Genomic DNA, 20,376 nt, shown 5'->3' with positions numbered 1-20,376 from the left:
ACCGAACGAACCTTATGAACTTTCAGGCCGGTGCGGCTCAGGTGGACATTACCCCGCCGTTGGGAACATTGATCAACGGCGATTTTATCACCCATTACGCCCGCTATATCCACGACCCCTTGTACGCCAAGGCGTTGGTACTGCAACAGAACAACACACCGGTGGCCCTGGTGATGGTCGACATCTGCGCCATGCCGAAAGATTTGCTGGACGAGGTCAAACAACTCATCCAGAACCAGACCGGCATTGCCCCACAGAATATATTGATTGCCAGTACGCATACCCATGCGGCTGGCTCCGTGGCCAGTCTGCTGCTGGGAGCGGCCGATTTGCCCTACCGGCAAAAATTACCCGGTTTCATTGTAGAAGCCGTCGTGGAAGCGACGCAGCAGCTTCGGCCGGCCCAAGCCGGATTCGGCGCGGTGGAAGTGCCGGAACACGTGGTTTGCCGCCGGTTTTTCATGAAGGAAGGCTATGCCGCCCGCAATCCCGTCACCGGCGGACTCGATGGCGTGAAAACTAATCCGTTCGGCGATGAGCAGCAGATCGACCGGCGCGTGGTTCCCGTCGATCCGCAAGTTGGTTTTCTGGCCGTGAAAGGACTGGACGACCAATGGATCAGCGTCCTGGCAAATTACTCGCTGCATTACGTCGGCGATTGGGAAAACGGCACGATCACCGCTGATTATTTCGGGGTATTTTCCGATGAACTGCGCCGTCAACTGGGAGCGGGTTCGGCGTTTGTCGGCATGATGAGCAACGGCACGAGTGGAGAAGCCAACATCTGGGATTTTCTGGACCCCGACCGCTATCCGAAAGAGCATTTTGCCAAAAGTAATCTGATTGGAAAGGACATTGCCGCCCGGGTTGGCAAAGCGTTGCAAACCGTTGACTGGCAGACGAATCCAGACCTTTTTGCTCACTATGCCGAGGTTCCGACGGGCGTTCGCAAGCCGTCGGCAGACGAACTGGAAACCGCCCGGAGTGTGGTGGCGGTGTCGCAGTATGAAGCCATTCAACAGGTCGATGCCGATGCGTTGCACCGGATTTACGCCCGCGAGCAGGTGTTGCTGAAAGATTATCCGGACACGATTCTGTTTCCGGTACAGGCCATCCAAATCGGTACCGGGCAGATTGGGGCGTTGGGTGGAGAGTTTTTTGCCGAAACCGGTTTGCGGCTCAAACAAAACCGGTCGGGCAGCCCTTATTTCACCATCACCATGGCCAATGGCTACGTGGGCTACGTGCCACCCGCGCATGAAATTCAGCGGGGCGGTTACGAAACCTGGCGGTGCCGGACCAGTTTTCTGGAACTAAGCGCTGAGGAACGCATTCGAACTAAACTGGTGGACTTGCTGGATAAAAAGGATTTAGAATTTAACGCAGAACTTTCGCTTTCTGCCCCTAAATCCCCTAAAGGGGACTTTCAGCATCCGGATTAATCTTCGTCCAAGTCCCCTTTAGGGGATTTAGGGGCAATACTAGATAATAACGATCAACTAACGGTTCAATTCGCATGGAAACAGGAAACGCGCAAGACCTGAAAGAAGCCTTTCGCCGGGACGGATACGTTTTTCTACCCGGTTTTTTATCCCCCGCCGAAGTGGGTGAACTCAATGAGCAGGTTAAAAATTTTATCAGCGGAGAAGTCCCCGCAATGCCCAGAGAACTCGTCTTCTACGAAGACAAGAACGATCCGGCGACCTTGAAGCAGCTCATCGATATGCAGAAGTACAATGCCTATTTCGATGTGATGCTGAATAACAGCAAATTCAAGCAAATTGCCGAGTTTTTGCTGGACGATGTGGCTATTCCTAAAACCCTTGAATATTTCAATAAACCGCCCAAAATCGGCAAACCGACGCCCCCTCACCAGGACAATTATTATTTCATGCTGAAACCGACCGAAGCGGTGACGATGTGGCTGGCGCTGGAGGATGTCGATGCCGAAAACGGTTGCGTTCGGTACGTGACCGGTTCGCACCGAAACGGCATTCGACCGCACGGCCGGACCCAGACGCTTGGGTTTTCGCAGGGCATCACGGATTTCTGGACCGAAGACGATCAGGCCCAAGCCGTCGCTTTTCCCGCCAAACCGGGTGATTTGTTGATTCACCATTCGATGACGATTCACTGGGCGGAAGCCAACCGCACCGAAAACCGCACGCGCAAAGCCATCGGCCTGATTTACTGGGCCGAATCGGCGAAGGAAGATGCCGAAGCGAAAGCGGCTTACCAGAAGAAATTGCACGCTGAAACCCTCTGAGATGATCGATCCAGACACGCTTATTGGTCACGGCACACATCGGTATCAGGTTTTCCCGGACTGGGGCAAGCTGAATCCGGCGATGCATCCGGTGAAGGATTGCCACGAAATGGTGATCGACGCCAAAGGCCGGATTTTGATGCTGACCAATGAAACCCGCAACAACATCCTGCTCTATGACCGGTCAGGAAAGCTGCTGGATTCGTGGGGAACGGACTATCCGGGCGGCCACGGGTTGACGTTAGTTAATGAAAACGGTGAAGAATTTCTGTTGATTACGGACATTGATCGACATCAGGTGATTAAAACGACGCTAACGGGTCAGGTTGTGATGACGCTGGATTATCCCAAAGAGATCAGTGCCTACACCTCCGTCGACCAGTTTCTGCCGACCCAAACCGCCGTTGGTCCGACCGGTGATCTGTATGTAACCGACGGCTACGGGCTGCAATACGTCATTCAGTACACCAGCCAGGGCGACTACATCCGGCACTGGGGTGGGCGGGGTGATGAAAATGGGCAGTTTGACTGCGTACACGGGATTGCGCTTGACACCCGAAAACCGGGTGAGCCGAGCCTGCTGATTACCTCCCGGAACCATAATGTGCTCAAGCGTTTTACGCTGGATGGGCAGTATGTCAGTACGATTCCGCTGCCGGGTTCGTTTGTCTGCCGACCGGTTCTACACGATCAGTATGTTTTTGCGGCTGTCTTTCGGTCGACCACCAACCGGGCTATTGGCTCGGGCTACATCACGATTCTGGATGAAAATGATCGGGTAATCTCGACGCCGGGCGGCACCGCACCGATCTACGAAAACGGTATCTTACAAACGCAAGCGCAACACCGCCCGGTTTTTGTCCATCCGCACGACGTTTGCATCGACGCGGACGAGAACGTGTACGTTTGCCAGTGGAATGCCAATAACGTGTATCCCATGCAGTTAAAGCGGGTATAACGAAACGGAAAAACAGATTTTACCATGAAAATGCGCGAAAGCCGGGTATTGAAGAAGTTACGAGCTGGCGAAGTGGTCAGTTGTTTTAAAGTGAATTTTGGCGATGGTCAAGCGTCCGAACTGGTGGCCTTAACCGGTTTTGACTGCATCTGGATCGACCGCGAACACCAGGGACAGGATTGGTCGGTGGTGAGTTCGCACATCTGGGCGACCAAATCGCAGGATGCCGACATCATGGTTCGGGTGCCGCGCGGCAGCTACAGCGATTACGTCAAACCGCTGGAACTGGACGCCACCGGCATTCTGGTGCCGCACTGCATGGGCCTGGAAGACGCGAAGAAAGTGGTTCAGATGACCCGGTTTCATCCCCTGGGTCTGCGGGCCATCGACGGCGGCAATGCAGACGGGGCTTACACCAACCTGGATTTCCACGCATACCTCCGGCAGGCCAACCAGCAGCGGTTTGTCGCGCTTCAGATCGAAGACCCCGAACCGCTCGACGAACTGGAGGAAATTGCCGCCCTCGATGGCGTGGACATGCTCTTTTTCGGCCCCGGCGATTTCAGCCAGGCCATCGGTGCGCCCGGCGAATGGAACCACCCCCGACTGGTAGCAGCCCGCAAACGCGTCGCCGAAGTGTGCGTCAAACACGGCAAATTTGCGGCCACCACCGGGCCTATCGACCGGCTGGAAGAGTTCGTCGCGATGGGCTACAAGTTCGTCAGCGTGGGTGCCGATGTCGTGGGCGTCAGTAACTATTGTCACGGTCTGATCAATCGCTTCAACAAAGAAACAACACCGGCTCAATCGGCTCAGGGTGGCTATAAATAATGAGAAAAAGGGAACTGGGAAAAACCGGCATTGCGGTTTCAGAACTGGCTTTCGGTGGGGTTGAAATCGGACTGCCCTACGGCATTGGCGTCAAAAGCGAAGCTGATATGCTCTCGGAAGACGAATCGATCCGATTGCTGCACGAAGCCACGGAATCGGGTGTCAATTTTTTCGATACCGCCCGCCTGTATGGCGCGAGTGAAACCATCATGGGCAAGGCTTTTCGGGACCGGCGCGAACAGGTCGTAATTGGGACCAAATGCCGCCAGTTGCGCGATGGCAACGGCGAACTTCCGACCGGTTTTGCCCTGAAAAAGCTCATTAAAACCTCTCTAATGGAGAGCCTGACGGCTTTGCAGACGGATTATGTCGACATTTTCATGCTCCACCAGGCCGATCTGGGCATTTTGGAGAATGACGAAATCCCTCAAATTTTTGCCGATTTAAGAGCAGAGGGCACCATTCGGAGTACGGGCGTCTCGACGTATGCGGTTGAAGAAACGCAGAAAGCCATCGAAACCGGGGTGTGGGATGTTATTCAACTGCCGTTCAACATGATGGACCAGCGACAGGCGCAGGCGTTTGCACTTGCTGCGGAAAAGGGCGTCGGCATCGTTGTTCGTTCGGTTTTGATGAAAGGATTACTGACCAGCAAAGGCCAGCAACTGCACCCGGCCCTGGCGGATGTCGAAAACCACCTCCGCCGGTTTGATGACCTGGTGGCTACCGGTTTTCCGGATTTGTCCACACTGGCGGTTCGGTTCGTAGCCACCTTCCCGGAAGTGTCTTCTCTGTTGGTGGGCATCGACAAACCGGCTTATCTGCACCAGTCGCTGGCGGCCGTGAACGGTCCTCACTTGGATGCTGAAACCCTGGCCCGGGCGAAAGATCTTTCCTATCCCGACCCTACTTTTCTCAACCTGCCCCACTGGGACCGGATGGGCTGGTTAAACTAACTGCGAACAACCTCATGCATATCAACGATTTATTCAATTTAACCGGCAAAGTGAGTCTGGTAACGGGTGGCGCGGGCAACTACGGAAAGTGCATCGTGGAAGGGCTGGCGGAAGCTGGCTCGACGGTGATCACGGCTTCCCGAAATCTGGCCGCCGGGCAGGAAGTCGCCAACCAGTTTCAGGCTCGTGGGCTGGACGTGTTTGCCCTGCCGGTCAATCAGGGTGATCCGGATTCGGTTCAAAACCTGAAAACCCAAATCCGTTTGCAGTTCGGCAAGCTGGATGTGTTCGTCAACAATGCGGTTTCGCGACCCATGAAGGGCTACGATGCGCCCCTCTCGGATTTTGCGGAATCGATGCGGGTCAATGCCACCGGTTCGATGGACATTCTGCGCGAAATGGCCGACCTGATTGTGCAGGCGGGTGGTGGCAGCATCATCAACATTGGCTCGATGATGGGCATGTTCGGCCCGGATTTATCCAATTACGAAGGTACGACGATGGGTAATCCGCCCCCCGATTATTTCTTTCACAATGCGGGTTTACTCAACCTGACAAAATACATGGCCCAGATTCTGGCGGGGAAAAACGTACGCGTCAACTGCGTCAGTCCGGGTGGTTTGTTCAACCACCAGCCGGAACGGTTTCTGGAGAATTACACCAAAAAAGTCCCCCTGCGACGCATGGCGAACCAGGACGACATCAAGGGGCTGATCGTGCTGCTGGCTTCCCAGGCGGGGGCCTACATCAATGGTGAAAACATTCTGATGGATGGCGGTTTGAATGCTTAATGCCGCCACTTCACGTACTTGCCCTTGCTCAGTACCTCGGCCCACCGATGGTAACCCGCCAGCGTCAGGTGAACGCCGTCCCAGGAATATTCTTTTTTCAGCTTCCCGGATTCGTCCACAAAGTGCGGGTGGAGGTCGATGACTTCGAAGCCTTCCGTTCGGGCCATTTCTTTCAGGGCCGCATTCAGTGTTTGAATGTGGCCTTCTTTGTTGTAGTGGCTCCTGAGTTTCTGGAATGAATCGTTGGTGGGCAGCAGCGTCTGGAAATAAATCCGGGTGGTCGGCGTACCGGTTTTCAACCGTCGGGCCATCCGCCGGTAGTTTTGCAGAATGACGGCGTCGGGGATGTTTCGCGCCAGATCGTTGATGCCGATCAGGATAAAAACCTTCGCCGGTTTTCCCTGAATCACTTCGTCGAGCCGTTCCAGCACCCCGAAGGTGATGTCGCCCGGAATGCCCCGGTTTTTGTACCGCGTATCGCCCAGTAAATCGCTCCAGTCGGCCCAGAAGGTCAGGCTGTTACCCAGAAAAACCACGTCTTTGCGCGAATGCGGCAGGGATCGGAACAGATCGACCCTAGCCTTGTAAATATCGGGCCGAACGGTGCTGTCCCAGTTGATTTCCTGGGCAAAAACCGTCCAATTTCCAACCAACAATAGTGCGATGAACGCTGCGGTTTTTATCATAATCATATCTATTCTACCAATAGGAGTCTGCTACGCGGCCAGTCATTGCATTGATTAACAGCCCACGGTTTCAACCGTGGGTTTGGAGAAGAATGGCGTTTATACAAACCGTTTTAACGGTTTCGGGGCTCTAAAACCGTTAAAACGGTTTCATAAACCAATGGCATTTCCTCGTTTCCCCACGGTTAAAACCGTGGGCTGGGATTCCAATTGTACGAATTCGGTCAATTCCCCGCCAGTTGTGAAACCGTCAACTCGTTCAATAAGGGTTCGCCCTGTTGAAACCGCTCGACATTTTGCAGAAAAATCGACGAGACTCGCTCCAGAAACCGGGGGCTCAGGCTGGAACCCGAAATGTGGGGCGTCAGGATGACGTTCGGGAAATGCCAGAGCGGATGCTCCGGCGGCATCGGGTAGTGATAATGCGTGTCGAGAGCCGCCCCCGCAATCCAGCCCTCCGCCAGCGCCTTGATCAAGGCGGCTTCCTGAATCAAAGGACCCCGCGCCGGGTTCAGCAAATACGCCGTGGGTTTCAGCAGCCGTAGCTCGGATTCGCCCATGATGCCCGTGGTGGTTCCCGTTTGCGGAATCGCCATCACCAGAAAATCCAGACTTTGTAAAAACGCTTCTTTTTCGGAACTGTAAAAAACGCGGTCGGGCAGGTTGCTTTCGGGATCACCGGTGCCGGGGACGTTGTAAACCGCATCCCGCGGCTGAATCGGCTGCCGAACCAGCACATGAACCGTCATGCCCAGCGCTTTGGCCAGCCGGGCGGTTTCGCGGCCAATGCCGCCGTAGCCCCAGATGCCGACCACCGAGCCGCGAATTTCGTTCTGAAACCGGGCCGACCGATCCCAGATCTGGCCCTCCTGATTCCGAACCAGACCGCGCAGGTCGCGCGCCAGATTGATCATCATGGCGATGTTCCATTCCGCAATCGGCACATCGAAAACGCCGAGGGAGTTGCAGGCCCGGACGCCCCGTTCCACGAGGTTTTTGCGAAACAACTGGCTATACCCCGCCGAACTGATCTGCACCAGCTTCAGCCGCGTCATCGCTTCGTGGTTTTCGGGGAGAAACGTGCAGAACAGGACATCGCAATCCTGAATCTGATCGGTCGGCAACGGCCTTACTTTTTCCTCCGGCGTCTCCACAACGGCGACCGAAACGCCCGGTAGTTGCCGCAGCGAACGGAGGACCGGTTCGTAAACCGGCATATCAATCAAGACATTCAGCATGGTTTCAGGTCGTCAGAATTTTGCCGGGAACGCTGTTAAATTCACCGCTGCCGGGAATAAACGGGAACCGGCGAATCGTCGCTTCACTTAGTTCAATGCCCAAACCCGGTTTTTCGGGACGCACTACGTAACCGTTTTTCAGTTGCAGACTGTCGCCGATGACTTCGCTGTGCAGCGGGCCGTAGGCCGGGGCGACTTCCAGAATCACCGTGTTCGGGCAGGCAAAACCGCAATGGATATTCTGCATTTGCGAACCGCCCGCACCCCAGGCATGGGGTGCAATTTTCTGTCCGCGTTGCGCCAGACTGGACGCGACCAGCATAAACTGATCCAGACCGGCGGTAAAAGAGGCATCCGGCTGCCCGATTCCGAAGCTGTCCTGCTCGATGAACGTCTGCCATTCGCAAACCGCCGTCAGGCACTCGCCCCCAGCAATGATCGTTTGGGTGTTCCGGCGCAGTTCGGCGTAGAGATCGGGCCGGGTGTAGTGTAGCGGTTCTTCCAGGCAGAAAAGCGCATACGGTTCCAGCGCCCGCGCGACCGCCGTGGCGGTTTCGAGTCCCCAGGTCAGCGTCGGGCTGTTGCCCATGTGGGCGTCGAACAAGAGCCAGAGGTCGTTGCCAAATTGCTGACGGACATACGCGGCTTTCGTCGCTTCCAGCTCAGCCGCTTCCGTGGGGTCAATGGAAATTTGAAAACCGCCCGCTTTCCAATACGCTCCGGCTCCGATTTTAACCCCCCGAAACCCCAGCGATTGGTAAAAGTCCACTTTGTCGCCCAGTTTTTCCAGGGGATAATTACTCGGGCCACCCGTTGCGTAGCAGGGAAGGTAATCCGGGGCGGCAAATGGGTTTTCTGCGGTTTGTGGAAAACTGCCTTTCCAGGCTTCGCCCAGTAGTTTGTAAACCGGAACGCCCATCAATTTTCCTTTCAAATCCCACAAAGCGGCTTCGATTCCGGCCAGCACGATGGCGCCCAGGCCGACGCGGCACCAGAAATTGCCGCACTGGTACATGCGTTGCCACAATGCCGGAATGTCATCGACGGTATTGCCGATCAAAATCGGTTTGAAAAACTCCACGATAGCGGGAACGCCTTCCGGGAAAAAATACCCGGCGTAGGTTTCGCCCAAACCGGTCAGCCCGGCGTCGGTTTCGATGCGAATAAAAGCCGCACTGCGCAGTTGACGCGCTTCGGAAAGATACGGGTCGTTCGTGCAGGGACCCGTCAGCAGGATGGTTTCGACGTTGGTAATTTTCATGAGTTGCTTCGGTGACTTCTTTAAGAAACCGCTTAATCAGTTACCCCAAAGCGTCGGGTCGGCCACTAAAGGCGGCTTTTAACAATCCGAGTACTTTTAGCCCCTTCAGGGTTACTCTTGCAGGGATCTTGCAAATTTACCCCAGAGGGGTCTTCTGTTAATAGTCAAATGTACCAACGCGTTGTTCCAGCCCCGGCAGGGGCGTCCTCAATCAAAGTCACAATTTAGGACGCCCCTGCCGGGGCTGGACGAACTGCGATTAGTGTATTCCTATTAACCGTGAACACCTCCGGAGTTACTTTTTACCAATCATTTTCATTACATATAATTCCCTGCAATACTAGCCTTTAGGGTGCGGGCCGACGCTTCGGTTGGGGGTAACTTTAAACCGCTTTCGATTGAACGACGATTTCAAGGGCGGCCACCGTAATGGGTTCTTTGCTTTGGTTTTCAACGACAATTTTGTTCCAGCCGTCGGTGATGAGCGAAACCGGAAACCGGTACGTGTAGCCCACATGATCGCTGGTCAAATGCGTCAGCGAGCCGCAGGGGCGGAGCAGTTTGTCGGTCGATTCGTTCTTGAGATTCGGCCAGCAGCCGTTGATCGAAACCGGCATATACATCGGTTTTTCGCCGGCTTTCAGCACTAACTGCACCACTAGTTCCAGATTCTGGTCGGCGGGTTCGGCGCACATCGCCAGTTGGAACGGACGTTGTGCAAAAGGGCCGATGCTGGCGGGTAACTGGGCAGGAAGCTCAAACGGGGTTGGATTGAAAAACGCCCCGGCGGTGCTGAAACAGTAGTGTTTCGGTTTTCCCCGTAAAAAATTGAGCTTGTCAATGTCGCGCAAGGCCGTGTAATCGGCCCGAATGCCCGGAATTAGCGGTTGATCGGTGCAGTAAAAGTTGAACCATTCGATGCCCTGCGCACCCATCGCCAGTTTTCCGGCCGCATTGGCCCGCACAATTTCCGGACTGGCGCTGATGTACCGCATCCGCTCTTTGACAGTTCCCGATTCATTTTGCGTCTGTAAGCTATTGGCACCATCGTCTACGGAACCGTAAATAGTTACACGGTCGCCCAGGCGTTTTCGGAATTCATCGTGCGGCATGTCCCAGGTGGTGGCCCAGAAACCCGCCGGAATGACGAAATCAAGGGTTCCGTCCTGACACAGCGTGACCACATCCACGCCAATGGCTTTCAGTTGGTCCAGTGCCCCCGGAATGCGCATCCCGAATGGATACGGTTTTCCGGTTTTCTTCGCCTGACGCTGCGTGAGCGCGCGAATCTGGCGGAACCAGTCGTTCATCATGGCAATGGTTTCGGGCGAGGCACCGGGTTCGCAGCAGAGCGGTTGCCGCCACCAGTCGAGTTCCAGGCCTTCATAATCGTAATCTTCCACCACTTCCCGAATCTGCTCGAACATCAGGGCGCGCACTTCCGGTTTTTCGTAATTCAAACCGATCCGGTCCTGCGCGTTCTGCAACCCGTACGAAGCATGTTTCAGCCGCATTTCTTCCTTTTTGAAGAGCGGCAGATTGAAAAAACTGCCTTCCACGTTGCGGCTGCCGTGCATGTCGTTCATCCGGATGCTGACCCAGGGCGAGATTTTCCGGCGTCGGCACGCTTTCGAGGTTTCGGCCAGCCAGTCCACACCCGCGTCGATCAAATCCTGGTAGCGGTTCATGAAACGCGAGAAGTTGTCGAGAAATTCTTCCACCGCTTCGGGTTCCGTGATACCCTGACAGACGGCGTGACCCCGGAAATAGTCGCGGTCACCACGCTTATAGCCATCGAGAATGCTGGGGATTTTTTTGCTGGGATACCAGGCCCGGTTGGCATTGGCGTTAATCACGAAGGTGTCGATGCCGTTGTCGGCCAATACATCCACGTAACGGTGAATCGCTTTGGCTTTGAATGGCCCGCCCACCGCTACGGGTTTGGTCCCCATCTTGCCGGTGCGCGGATTGGCAACGGTTTTCAGCGAATAGTCTTCGGGTTGCCACAACTCCGGATTGTAAAAATACACGCAGGTATCACCGTTGAACAGGTTGCGGTGTTTGTCCAAAGCCGGTTTTTTGGGCGGTGTCGTCCGCGGCTCACCGTTGAACGACACCGGCTCGTTATCCGATGAACCTTCCAGCAAATTTGGCAAGACCGGAACGGCCGTGGCACTGATCAAGCCCGTCCGCAGAAAGTCTCGCCGGGTTTTCATTTTTTCAGATCTCATGACAACTCGTTAAGGGAAAGTGGGGTGATTTATGCCCGTAGGATCACTGATATGTACAAAAGTAACTGCTGCCGGTTGGCTATTCTCTTACTTTTAGGTGCAATTCTGATACTTTCTTTCAGGCAGGATACCATTTGGGCGAAGCCATCCCGTAACCCGCCAGGGTTTACAGGAGATCCCCGTCTTTTCTCAAAAGTAGCAGGGATTGACTCATTTGTGACAGCGTTTTTTTGTCCAAAAGCGGACCTTTCATGCATCCAAAACGGACAACCAAACCAAACTTCCTACGCCATGAAAACGATCCTCCACTCCCTGTTCGTTGCTTCTTCCCTGACGCTGATGAGCGTTCCTTCCGCCCAGGCTGACCTCTCCAAATCCGTCGCTCCCAATGAGGTGACTGAGGTGGCTGCGCAGAATCGATTGAAAAATGATCTGACGTATTCGACGGCTGCTTATAAACATCCGAATAAGATAACCGCTGCCCGTCAGTGGGAGCCGGAAGCGGGCGTTGAATTCCGGATTCGGAACCGCAAGGCGCAGGAGATTACCGGCTACCGGGAACACCAGCGCCGGGGTGGTTTGGGCGATACGGCCATTGCGATCCCTTCAAAACCGGCTTTCGTGAACCGGAACTACAAACCGCAGAATGGAATAGCCGACTAGTCGCAGGAATTACGGGGTAAAAACATCCTTCAAGGCTCTCAGCGCGGCATGATGCCCGCACATGCCGTGCACACCGCCCCCCGGTGGGGTAGACGACGAGCAGATGTACAGCCCTTTTGCGGAGGTTCGGTAGGGCGACCAGCGCAGTGCGGGCCGGGTGAAAAGCTGGCCGATGTCGATGATGCCGCCGTTGATGTCGCCCCCGATGTAGTTGGGATTGTGCGCTTCCATCTGGGCCGGATTCATCGTGTGTCGGGCCAGAACCCGGTCGCGGAAACCGGGTGCAAACCGTTCGATCTGGTTTTCGATGGCCTTGGTCATATCCACCGTCGAGCCGTTGGGAATGTGGCAATAGGCCCAGGCGGTGTGCTTCCCCGCCGGAGCCCGCGTCGCATCGAACAGACTTTGTTGGGCGAGCAGAACATACGGTTTTTCGGGATGCTGGCCCTTCGAAGCCCGCAATTCCGAGTCGGCGATTTCTTCCAGCGTATTGCCCAGGTGAACTGTACCCGCCTGCCGACAGCTTTCCGCCGTAAACGGAATCGGGCCGTCCAGCGCCCAGTCGACCTTGAAAACACCCATGCCGTAGCGGTATCGGTTCAGTTGCCAGCGATAGAGTGCCGAAAACCGGTGTCCGGCAATTTGCAGGAGCTGTTTGGGCGTGATGTCGAACAAAACCGCCTTCGAAGAGGGCAGTTGCGCCAGCGAAGAAACGTAAAATTTCGTTTCGATTTTGCCGCCTAACGAAGTGAAGTAAGCAGCTAGTGCCCTGGCAATCTGCTGAGAACCGCCTTTGGGTAACGGCCAGCCCCGCACGTGAGCCGCCGTCATCAACACGAGAGCAATGGCCGAGGTCGTGAAATTAGACAGGGGCTGAATGGAATGAGCGGCCATGCCCGCCAGCAACCCTTTGGCCTGTGGGGTCTTGAACAATTTCGCCAGCCAGGTTACCGGCGGCAGGGCTTTCAGACCAAATTGGGCAAAATCCAGCGGGTGTTTGGGAAAGGTCAAGGGACCCAGCACGTCGAAGTCGATGCGGGGCCACTGGTCGATTAGCGGTTTGAACAGGTTGCGATACGTTTTTTCGTCTGGCCCCAGCGAACGGGCGGTTTCGTCCAACGATCGGGTCAAGATGGCCGCCTTGCCATCGTCGAACGGATGGGCTGCGGCAATGGGCGGCTCGATGTATTCCAGGCCAAAAGCGTCGAGGGGCAGCGTCCGGAAAAACGGCGAGTTGATCGCCAGCGGGTGAATGGCCGAGCAGGTATCGTGGATAAAACCGGGCAGCGTCAGTTCCGCCGAACGCAGTCCGCCCCCGATTTCGGGCTTGCCTTCCAGCACCAGCACCGAAAGCCCGGCCTGTTGCAAGGTGATGGCGGCTGCCAGCCCATTCGGACCGGAACCCACGACGATGGCGTCAAAATCAGTTTTATGCATGGCGTGAAAAAAGGGTTATTACGCAGAGTTGAGCGGAGGAGATCAGAGTTAATCAGAGTTTTTTTCTTTCTTTTTCTCTGATTAACTCTGATCTCCTCCGCTCAACTCTGCGTAACCATTTAAACTTCTGGCCGGAACAACACCTGCCCGTTGGGTTTAACCTCCCAGGCCGTGATAGGGTTCAAATGAGAACCGGTATCTGTAGGGGATATAATTGTACGAATTAAACAATGTCTTTAATTTATCGAATTTGTGTGCGGTTTTGCTTTGATTTTAATTTTGATAAACCCTTTCTTTGGTACTCTATTAAATGAATAGAACAAGAAGAATAAAATTCGACTCCTTTCATTGGACTGTCACCATGAAATCGTTTAGCCACCTGAACAAACATTCTCACCCGACACGTACGCTGTCTGAAGGGTGTTGCTTGTCCTGTTTGCCAACAGCCTTTTCTTCCTGCTGTTGTTGCTGTCTGTAATCTTCTCTAGTTCATTTCATCTTTTTCATCATTAGTCAGCATCCTCCTGGTTTAACCCGGCGAGTTCTGAACTAGCTTTTATTATTATATTAATTCTATAGAATTAATAGTTAAATTTTGTTTTACCCGTTTACCAATCAGTCACCATGAGATATTTTTATGTGTTTGATTATGAGAGGATTCTATCCAGGTGGATCTTTTCGATTTTTCTACTTTTGACCACACTGGTTGGGTATTCGCAAGGTCCGGTTAAAGGGCAGGTTATTTCTGAAGACGACCGCCAGGGTATTCCGGGAATCAATGTACTCATCAAAAACACGACCCAGGGCACTGTAACCGATGCCGCCGGGAACTTCCAGATTCAGGCGTCTCCGAATGCGGTGCTGGTGTTTTCGGGCGTCGGTTTTATTCGCCAGGAAGTGCCGGTCAACGGCAAAAGCCAATTGGACGTGAAACTGGTGGTAGACAACCGGCAGTTGAATGAAGTCATCGTAGTCGGCTACGGCACGCAGAAAAAGAGCGATTTGACCGGAGCCGTGAGTTCGCTGGATTCAAAAGAATTCAACAAAGGCGTGCAAACGTCAGTGGATCAGTTGATTGCCGGGCGGGCCGCCGGGGTGCAGATTACGCAGGCCAGCGCCGAACCCGGTGGGGGCGTCACCATCCGCATCCGGGGGGCCAACTCCATCAACGCCAACAACGAGCCGCTGTATGTGATCGACGGGTTGCCCATCGACAATTCGCCGGTAGTGCCTAATTCGCCGGTTATTACGGACGGTGCGGTGCGCAACCCGCTCAATGCGCTCAATCCGGCGGATATCGAATCGATCGAGATTCTGAAAGATGCGTCGGCCACGGCCATTTACGGCTCGCGGGGTGCCAACGGCGTCATTCTGGTGACGACCAAAAAAGGGACAAAAGGAAAGCTGAAGGTCAATTACAATGCCTACACCGCTTTTCAGAACGTGACCAAAACGATTCCGATGCTGAGCACGCAGCAGTACATCAGTTTGCTGAACGATCTGAAAAAGGACCAGGGACTGGCGCCGGAATTTACGAGTGAACAAATTGCGGCCATTGGTAACGGAACCAACTGGCAGAAGGAAATTTACCGGCCGGGCTACACGCGCAACCACCAGTTGGCCTTTTCGGGCGGGCAGGATAAATTCAACTACTACGCGTCGGTCAATTACTACGATCAGAAGGGCGTCATCATCAGTTCGGGGATTAAAAAATACATTGGCCGGGCCAATCTGACCTACAACGACGATCGGTTCAAGTTTGGGCTGAATCTGAATTCGAGTCTGGTAAAAGACGATTTTGTACCGAACGGCGTCAGCATCAACGAAGGAGCCGGGGTGGTCAATACCGCTATTTTTCAGGACCCGACCCTGCCGATCAGAGACGCGAATGGCAATTATGCCCAGACGCTGATCGTGAACCTCGAAAACCCGGTGGCACTGGCCAACGAAGTGACGGATGTGGCCGAAACGAACCGCACGTTCGGAAATATTTTTGCCGAATACTTCATTTTGCCCGAACTATCGGTGAAAGTCAATGCCGGAACGGATCGTCAAACCGCCCGTCGCGACAGCTACCTTTCGCGCCAGACCCGGCGCGGCCAGGCCACCAACGGGATTGCCGATGCGCAATCCAGCAGCGCCAGCAATTACCTGCTCGAACTGACAGCGCGGTATAGCAAAACATTCAGCGACATTCACAAAGTAGAGGTTCTGGGCGGGTATACCTACCAGCAGTTTGAGAACAATTACATCGGGGCGGGGGCGCAGAATTTCTCGTCGGATGCGTTGCTGTTCAATAACTTAGCCGCTGGTGCCCGCTCGACCTTCGATGTGGCTTCGGGCCGGAATCAGAACCAGCTTCAGTCGTATCTGGGTCGGGTCAACTACAATTTGCTGGATAAATATTTGCTGACGGCTTCGTTCCGGGCCGACGGTTCTTCCCGGTTTGGCGAAAACAACAAATTTGGTTTTTTCCCCTCGGTTGCGCTCGGCTGGCGGATCAAGGAAGAGGATTTCCTGAAACGTGTGGCGGTTCTGTCGGATCTGAAACTGCGCGGAAGCTACGGATTGACGGGCAATCAGGACATCGGCAGTTACAAGTCCCTCGTGTTGCTGGGGCCGCAGGGGAACGCCATTTTCGACGGTGTTTCGTACGTGGGGGTTTCGACGACCCAATTGCCCAATGCCAATCTGAAATGGGAAACCACGGGCCAGCTCGACATCGGTCTTGACTTCGGCTTCTTTGGAAACCGCCTGACGGGTTCGATCGACTATTTCAATAAAAACACCAAAGATCTCCTTTTGCAGCTTCCTGTTCCGCGCACGACCGGTTTTTCGACCACCTTCAAAAACGTGGGCGGCATGAAAAACCAGGGGCTTGAAATCACGCTGAGCACGGTTAACATTCAGAAACCGTTCACCTGGCGGTCGTCGGTCAATTTCTCGCTGATTCGCAATGAAGTGACTGATCTGGCGGGACTTCCGTACATCCTGCAAGGCGAAGCCGGGTTTTCCAAAGACTTCAGTATCATTAAAAAAGGCGAACCGCTGAACTCGTTTTTCGGCTACGTCATCGACGGGGTTTACCAACTGGGCGACAACATCAAATCGTCTCCGCAGCCGCTGGCCAGCCCCGGCGATTATCGCTACCGCGACGTCAACGGCGACGGACAGATTACGACCGCCGATCGCACGATTCTGGGCTCACCGTTTCCGAGCTACACGTTCGGAATCAACAACGACTTCGCCTACGGTCCGCTGACGTTCTCGTTCTTTTTGCAGGGCGTTCAGGGCAGCAGCGTTTTCAACCTGAACCGCACCGAGTCCGAAAACCCGATCTCATTCCGGCGAAACCGGCTGGCCGAATCCTACACCGACCGCTGGACGCCCACGAATCCGACCAATTCCAACCCGTCTGGAATTGCGCCGAAAGTGGCGTATGCGACCAACATCAACAGCCGCGCCGTCGAAGATGCCTCGTTCATTCGTCTGAAAACCATTCAGTTGGCGTATAATCTGCCGCTGGCGAAACTGAATTTCATCCGGAGCGCCCAGCTTTACGTAACCGGCCAGAACCTGTTTACCATCACAAACTACACCGGTTCTGACCCCGAAGTGAGCGCGTTCGGCACATCGAACGTCCGGGCGGACTACAATTCGTACCCGCTGACGCGGACGTATACCGTGGGTCTAAATCTTAATTTTTAACTGACATTTTTTATGAAAAAGATATTCTATTTGCTCATTGTCAGTTTGTTGACCGGGTGCGCTGATCCGCTGGAGGAAGAAGTCTATTCCGCGTTTGGACCCAATAACTTTTTCCAGAAAGCCGACGATGCCGAAGGCTTGCTGAACTCGGCGTATGCGGTGGAACAGCGCCGGGGTTTTCGGAATTATCTGTTGATGGCCGAGGTCAATACCGACTTGCTGATTGACCGGGAAGGCGGTTTGCGGAGCCTGGCGCAACCGCTGGAAGATTTTACCTGGAACGCGTCGCACGAGTTTTTCGAAACCGCCTGGACCCTGCATTACCGGACCATTTATCGTACGAATCTGATTCTGGATCAGGTCCCGGCCATTTCGATGAACGAAACCCGCAAGGCTCAGATTCTGGCTGAAGCCCGGTTTTTACGGGCCAGTGCCTACCAGACCCTGTACGAATTGTTCGGGCCGGTTCCGCTGATCACGAGCAGCACCATCAGCAGCGACGACCGGCCCAGTCGCGCCACCAAAGAAGAGTTTATCGCCTTCGTCGAAACCGAATTTAAAGCCGTTGCAGACGTGTTGCCAGCGGTTTCGACCCAATACGGACGGGCTACGAAAGGGGCCGCGCTGGCTTTGCTGACCCGATTTCATCTGAACAATAAGAAATGGCAGGAAACCGCCGAAACCGCCAGGAAAGTAATCGATTTGAATGTGTATCAGTTATTTAACTCGACGAATCGGACCAATCTGTTTGACATTCCCAACGAAAAAAACAGCGAGTTTATCTACATTCGGCCTAATCTGGCCCAGCCGGGTCTGGGTGATAATTACCTGCCGCACGCAGCCCCGCCGAATTACAAATTCAAAACTGCGCCCAAAACCAATTATGCGACGCAATTGAAAACGTTGACGGCTTTTTACAACACCTTCGACCCGGCTGATCAACGGCGGCAGGCCATCATTACGGAGTATGAGGATGTCAACGGAAAAATTATCAAGCTCGGAACCGATGATGTTCGTAGTTTTAAGTTCAAGGAAGACCTGAGCGCGACCGGCGAAGTGATGGGCAACGATTTTCCGGTGTATCGCTACGCCGACATCCTGCTCAGCCGCGCCGAAGCCCTCAATGAACTGAGTGGTCCGACGCCGGAAGCCATCGACCTGATCAACCAGGTGCGGACGAAAGCGGGCGTTGCGTTGTTGAAACTTGGCGATTTTGCGTCCAAAGACGCATTACGGGCGCATTTGCTGAAAGAACGCGGCTGGGAATTTTTCTCGGAAGAACTCCGTCGGCAGGACCTGATCCGGCACGGCAAATTCATCGAATACGCCAAAGCTCGCGGAAAAGTGGCTTTCGAATACCAGGTTCTGTTTCCGTTGCCGCAAAGCGAAATCGACCGGAATCCGAGCCTGAAACAGAATGAAGGGTACAAATGAGATGACATACAACCAACCAAACAGCCTGAAAGGCTACTATCACTAGCCCCGGGTATAACCCGGGGGCGCGGGATTGCCGGTGGATCGTGAGGTTCAACCGGGAATGGTGAGGATTGCCGGGGGATCGTGGGGTTCAACCGGGAATGGCGATGTTCAACCGGGGGGCGTGAGGTTCATCCGGGCACTCCTCGCAAACCCCGGGTGTTACCCGGGGCTAATGATGTCAGCCCGTTGGGCTTTTTGGACGTGGTAAATAGAGGCTTAAAACCTTGTAGAGATGGACAAATTTTTGAAAAAAACCGGGTTGATAATTGGCTTGATAGTACTGGCAATCAGCGGTACGTTCGCCCAAAAACCGACACCGCCCAACATCGTGGTTTTTCTGGTCGATGACATGGGCTGGCAGGATACGTCGGTGCCGTTCTGGAAACAGGTGACGGAGCTGAACCGGCGGTATCGAACGCCCAACATGGAGCGGCTGGCGCGGGAAGGCCTGAAGTTTACGAACGCCTACGCCATGCCGGTTTGTACGCCCACCCGCACGAGTCTGCTGAGTGGCGTCAATGCGGCCCACAGCCGGATTACGCACTGGACCTCACCCAATAAAGATAAAAACACTGATTACCCAGATACCACGCTGAATCCCGTTGACTGGAATTACAACGGCTTGAGTCCGGTCGCCGGAATTGAACACACGTTTCACGCGACGCCCTTGCCAACGTTGCTGAGTCAGAACGGGTATTACACGATTCACACCGGAAAAGCACACTTCGGCTCGGCCGGGACGCCGGGATCAGACCCCAAAAATCTGGGGTTTCAGGTAAACATCGCCGGGAATGAAATCGGACATCCGGCCAGCTATTTAGGAACCGATAATTACGACCGGCCCAACAATGGAAAACCCAGCCGCAACGCCGTTCCGGGACTGGAAGCTTATCATGGCAAAGACGTTTTTTTGAGCGAAGCACTCACGCTTGAAGCCCTGAAAGCCGTGGAGGTGCCGATTCGGAAAAAACAGCCGTTCTTTCTCTATTTCAGTCACTATGCCGTTCATACACCGATTATGGCCGACAAGCGGTTTATTGACAAGTACCTGAAAACCGGTTTGGACAGCACTGAAGCCAAGTATGCGTCGTTGGTGGAAGGCATGGACAAAAGCCTGGGCGACCTGCTGGATTTTCTGGACGAACGCAAAATTGCGGACAATACCGTGGTGATTTTCATGTCCGACAATGGTGGGTTGAGTACCACGCCGTTGCGGGGTGGTCAGGAACACACGCACAACCTGCCGTTGCGGGCCGGAAAAGGGTCGGTCTACGAGGGCGGGATTCGCGAGCCGATGCTGGTGCGTTGGCCGGGTGTGGTTAAACCGGGTGGGGTGACGGAGCAGTATGTCATTGTTGAAGACTTCTTTCCGACCATTCTGGAGATAGCGGGGGTGAAAAAACCGACGGTTGTGCAACAGGTCGATGGCCGGTCGTTTCTGCCATTGCTGAAAAGTCCGGCGCTGAAAGATACGACGCGGGCGCTCGTCTGGCACCACCCCAACCGCTGGATTCCGGCCGAAGGGCCAATGCTGCACTGGGCGAGCGGGATTCGACAGGGCGACTGGAAACTGGTGTATGACCACCGGAGCGCGGCTCTGGAATTGTATAACCTGAAAAGCGATATTGGCGAACAACAAAATTTGGCGACAGCGCATCCCGATAAAGTAAAACAGCTCGCTTTGTTGCTTACTAAGCAGTTGAAAGCCTGGAACGCGCAGATGCCGACGTTCAAAAAAACCGGTAAAGCGGTGGCGTGGCCGGAAGAGGTAATTCAGTGAACGGTTTTCGGTTTACAGTAATTACCGGACGCTTTTTGCCCCGTCCTTTAGGGGAATGGGGCAATTCGTAAGTGCAACAGAATTATTAGAC

15 protein-coding genes are annotated in these 20,376 nt (G+C 54.3%); 10 read left to right on the top strand and 5 right to left on the bottom strand.

Annotation, left to right across the window (positions count from 1 at the left end; genetic code table 11):
- Positions 1-14 precede the first annotated feature (14 nt).
- From ACS5NO_RS16560 to ACS5NO_RS16535, 6 genes are all read left to right on the top strand, one after another.
- Positions 15-1,442 (top strand): neutral/alkaline non-lysosomal ceramidase N-terminal domain-containing protein, encoded by a 1,428-nt coding sequence (locus tag ACS5NO_RS16560; RefSeq protein WP_439416205.1) that lies wholly within the window; start codon positions 15-17, stop codon positions 1,440-1,442.
- Between the two features lie 74 nt (positions 1,443-1,516).
- Positions 1,517-2,266, top strand: coding sequence for a phytanoyl-CoA dioxygenase family protein (locus ACS5NO_RS16555; RefSeq protein WP_439416204.1), 750 nt, complete (start codon positions 1,517-1,519; stop codon positions 2,264-2,266).
- A 1-nt stretch (position 2,267) separates the two neighbouring features.
- Positions 2,268-3,224, top strand: coding sequence for an NHL repeat-containing protein (locus ACS5NO_RS16550; RefSeq protein ID WP_439416203.1), 957 nt, complete (start codon positions 2,268-2,270; stop codon positions 3,222-3,224).
- Positions 3,225-3,248: 24 nt separating this feature from the next.
- Positions 3,249-4,055, top strand: coding sequence for an HpcH/HpaI aldolase family protein (locus ACS5NO_RS16545; protein ID WP_439416202.1), 807 nt, complete (start codon positions 3,249-3,251; stop codon positions 4,053-4,055).
- Complete coding sequence (locus tag ACS5NO_RS16540) at positions 4,055-5,011, top strand: aldo/keto reductase (RefSeq protein WP_439416201.1); 957 nt, start codon at positions 4,055-4,057, stop codon at positions 5,009-5,011. The genes ACS5NO_RS16545 and ACS5NO_RS16540 overlap by 1 nt, the downstream gene beginning before the upstream one ends.
- A 14-nt stretch (positions 5,012-5,025) precedes the next feature.
- Positions 5,026-5,802 carry an SDR family oxidoreductase gene (locus ACS5NO_RS16535; protein WP_439416200.1) on the top strand — a complete coding sequence of 259 codons (777 nt, stop codon included), beginning with the start codon at positions 5,026-5,028 and terminating at the stop codon, positions 5,800-5,802.
- Here the strand turns inward: ACS5NO_RS16535 and ACS5NO_RS16530 are convergent.
- The 4 genes from ACS5NO_RS16530 to ACS5NO_RS16515 form a co-directional block, all read right to left on the bottom strand.
- The gene (locus tag ACS5NO_RS16530) at positions 5,799-6,488 is read right to left on the bottom strand and encodes a GDSL-type esterase/lipase family protein (protein ID WP_439416199.1); all 690 of its coding nucleotides are present in this window, start codon (positions 6,486-6,488) and stop codon (positions 5,799-5,801) included. The genes ACS5NO_RS16535 and ACS5NO_RS16530 overlap by 4 nt on opposite strands.
- Positions 6,489-6,712: 224 nt before the next feature.
- Positions 6,713-7,726 (bottom strand): D-2-hydroxyacid dehydrogenase, encoded by a 1,014-nt coding sequence (locus ACS5NO_RS16525; protein WP_439416198.1) that lies wholly within the window; start codon positions 7,724-7,726, stop codon positions 6,713-6,715.
- Positions 7,727-7,730: 4 nt separating this feature from the next.
- Positions 7,731-8,987: a mandelate racemase/muconate lactonizing enzyme family protein gene (locus tag ACS5NO_RS16520; RefSeq protein ID WP_439416197.1), complete on the bottom strand. Its 1,257-nt coding sequence runs from the start codon at positions 8,985-8,987 to the stop codon at positions 7,731-7,733.
- 383 nt (positions 8,988-9,370) lie between these two features.
- The gene (locus ACS5NO_RS16515; protein ID WP_439416196.1) at positions 9,371-11,218 is read right to left on the bottom strand and encodes a glycoside hydrolase family protein; all 1,848 of its coding nucleotides are present in this window, start codon (positions 11,216-11,218) and stop codon (positions 9,371-9,373) included.
- A gap of 291 nt (positions 11,219-11,509) precedes the next feature.
- On the opposite strand from ACS5NO_RS16515, the gene ACS5NO_RS16510 reads away from it, so the two are divergent.
- A complete protein-coding gene (locus tag ACS5NO_RS16510) occupies positions 11,510-11,881 on the top strand; it encodes a hypothetical protein (RefSeq protein ID WP_150878416.1) in 372 nt (123 codons plus the stop codon).
- Between the two features lie 9 nt (positions 11,882-11,890).
- On the opposite strand, the gene ACS5NO_RS16505 is transcribed toward ACS5NO_RS16510, so the two are convergent.
- Positions 11,891-13,318, bottom strand: a complete 1,428-nt coding sequence (locus ACS5NO_RS16505) for a phytoene desaturase family protein (protein WP_439416195.1) — start codon at positions 13,316-13,318, stop codon at positions 11,891-11,893.
- A 693-nt stretch (positions 13,319-14,011) separates the two neighbouring features.
- Between ACS5NO_RS16505 and ACS5NO_RS16500 the strand changes: the two genes are divergently transcribed.
- The 3 genes from ACS5NO_RS16500 (at position 14,012) to ACS5NO_RS16490 (ending at position 20,285) form a co-directional block, all read left to right on the top strand.
- On the top strand, positions 14,012-17,026 hold the full coding sequence (locus ACS5NO_RS16500) for a SusC/RagA family TonB-linked outer membrane protein (RefSeq protein WP_439416194.1): 3,015 nt from the start codon (positions 14,012-14,014) through the stop codon (positions 17,024-17,026).
- Positions 17,027-17,038: 12 nt separating this feature from the next.
- Entirely contained in the window at positions 17,039-18,460 is a 1,422-nt protein-coding gene (locus tag ACS5NO_RS16495; protein WP_439416193.1) for a RagB/SusD family nutrient uptake outer membrane protein, read from the top strand.
- Between the two features lie 277 nt (positions 18,461-18,737).
- Positions 18,738-20,285 (top strand): sulfatase, encoded by a 1,548-nt coding sequence (locus ACS5NO_RS16490; RefSeq protein WP_439416192.1) that lies wholly within the window; start codon positions 18,738-18,740, stop codon positions 20,283-20,285.
- The last annotated feature ends 91 nt before the right edge of the window (positions 20,286-20,376 follow it).

It is taken from the genome of Larkinella fluvii (genome assembly GCF_051857545.1).
GTDB lineage: Bacteria > Bacteroidota > Bacteroidia > Cytophagales > Spirosomataceae > Larkinella.
The sequence above is the reverse complement of the archived record's forward strand: the minus strand, read 5'-3'. Positions and strand labels throughout refer to the sequence as shown.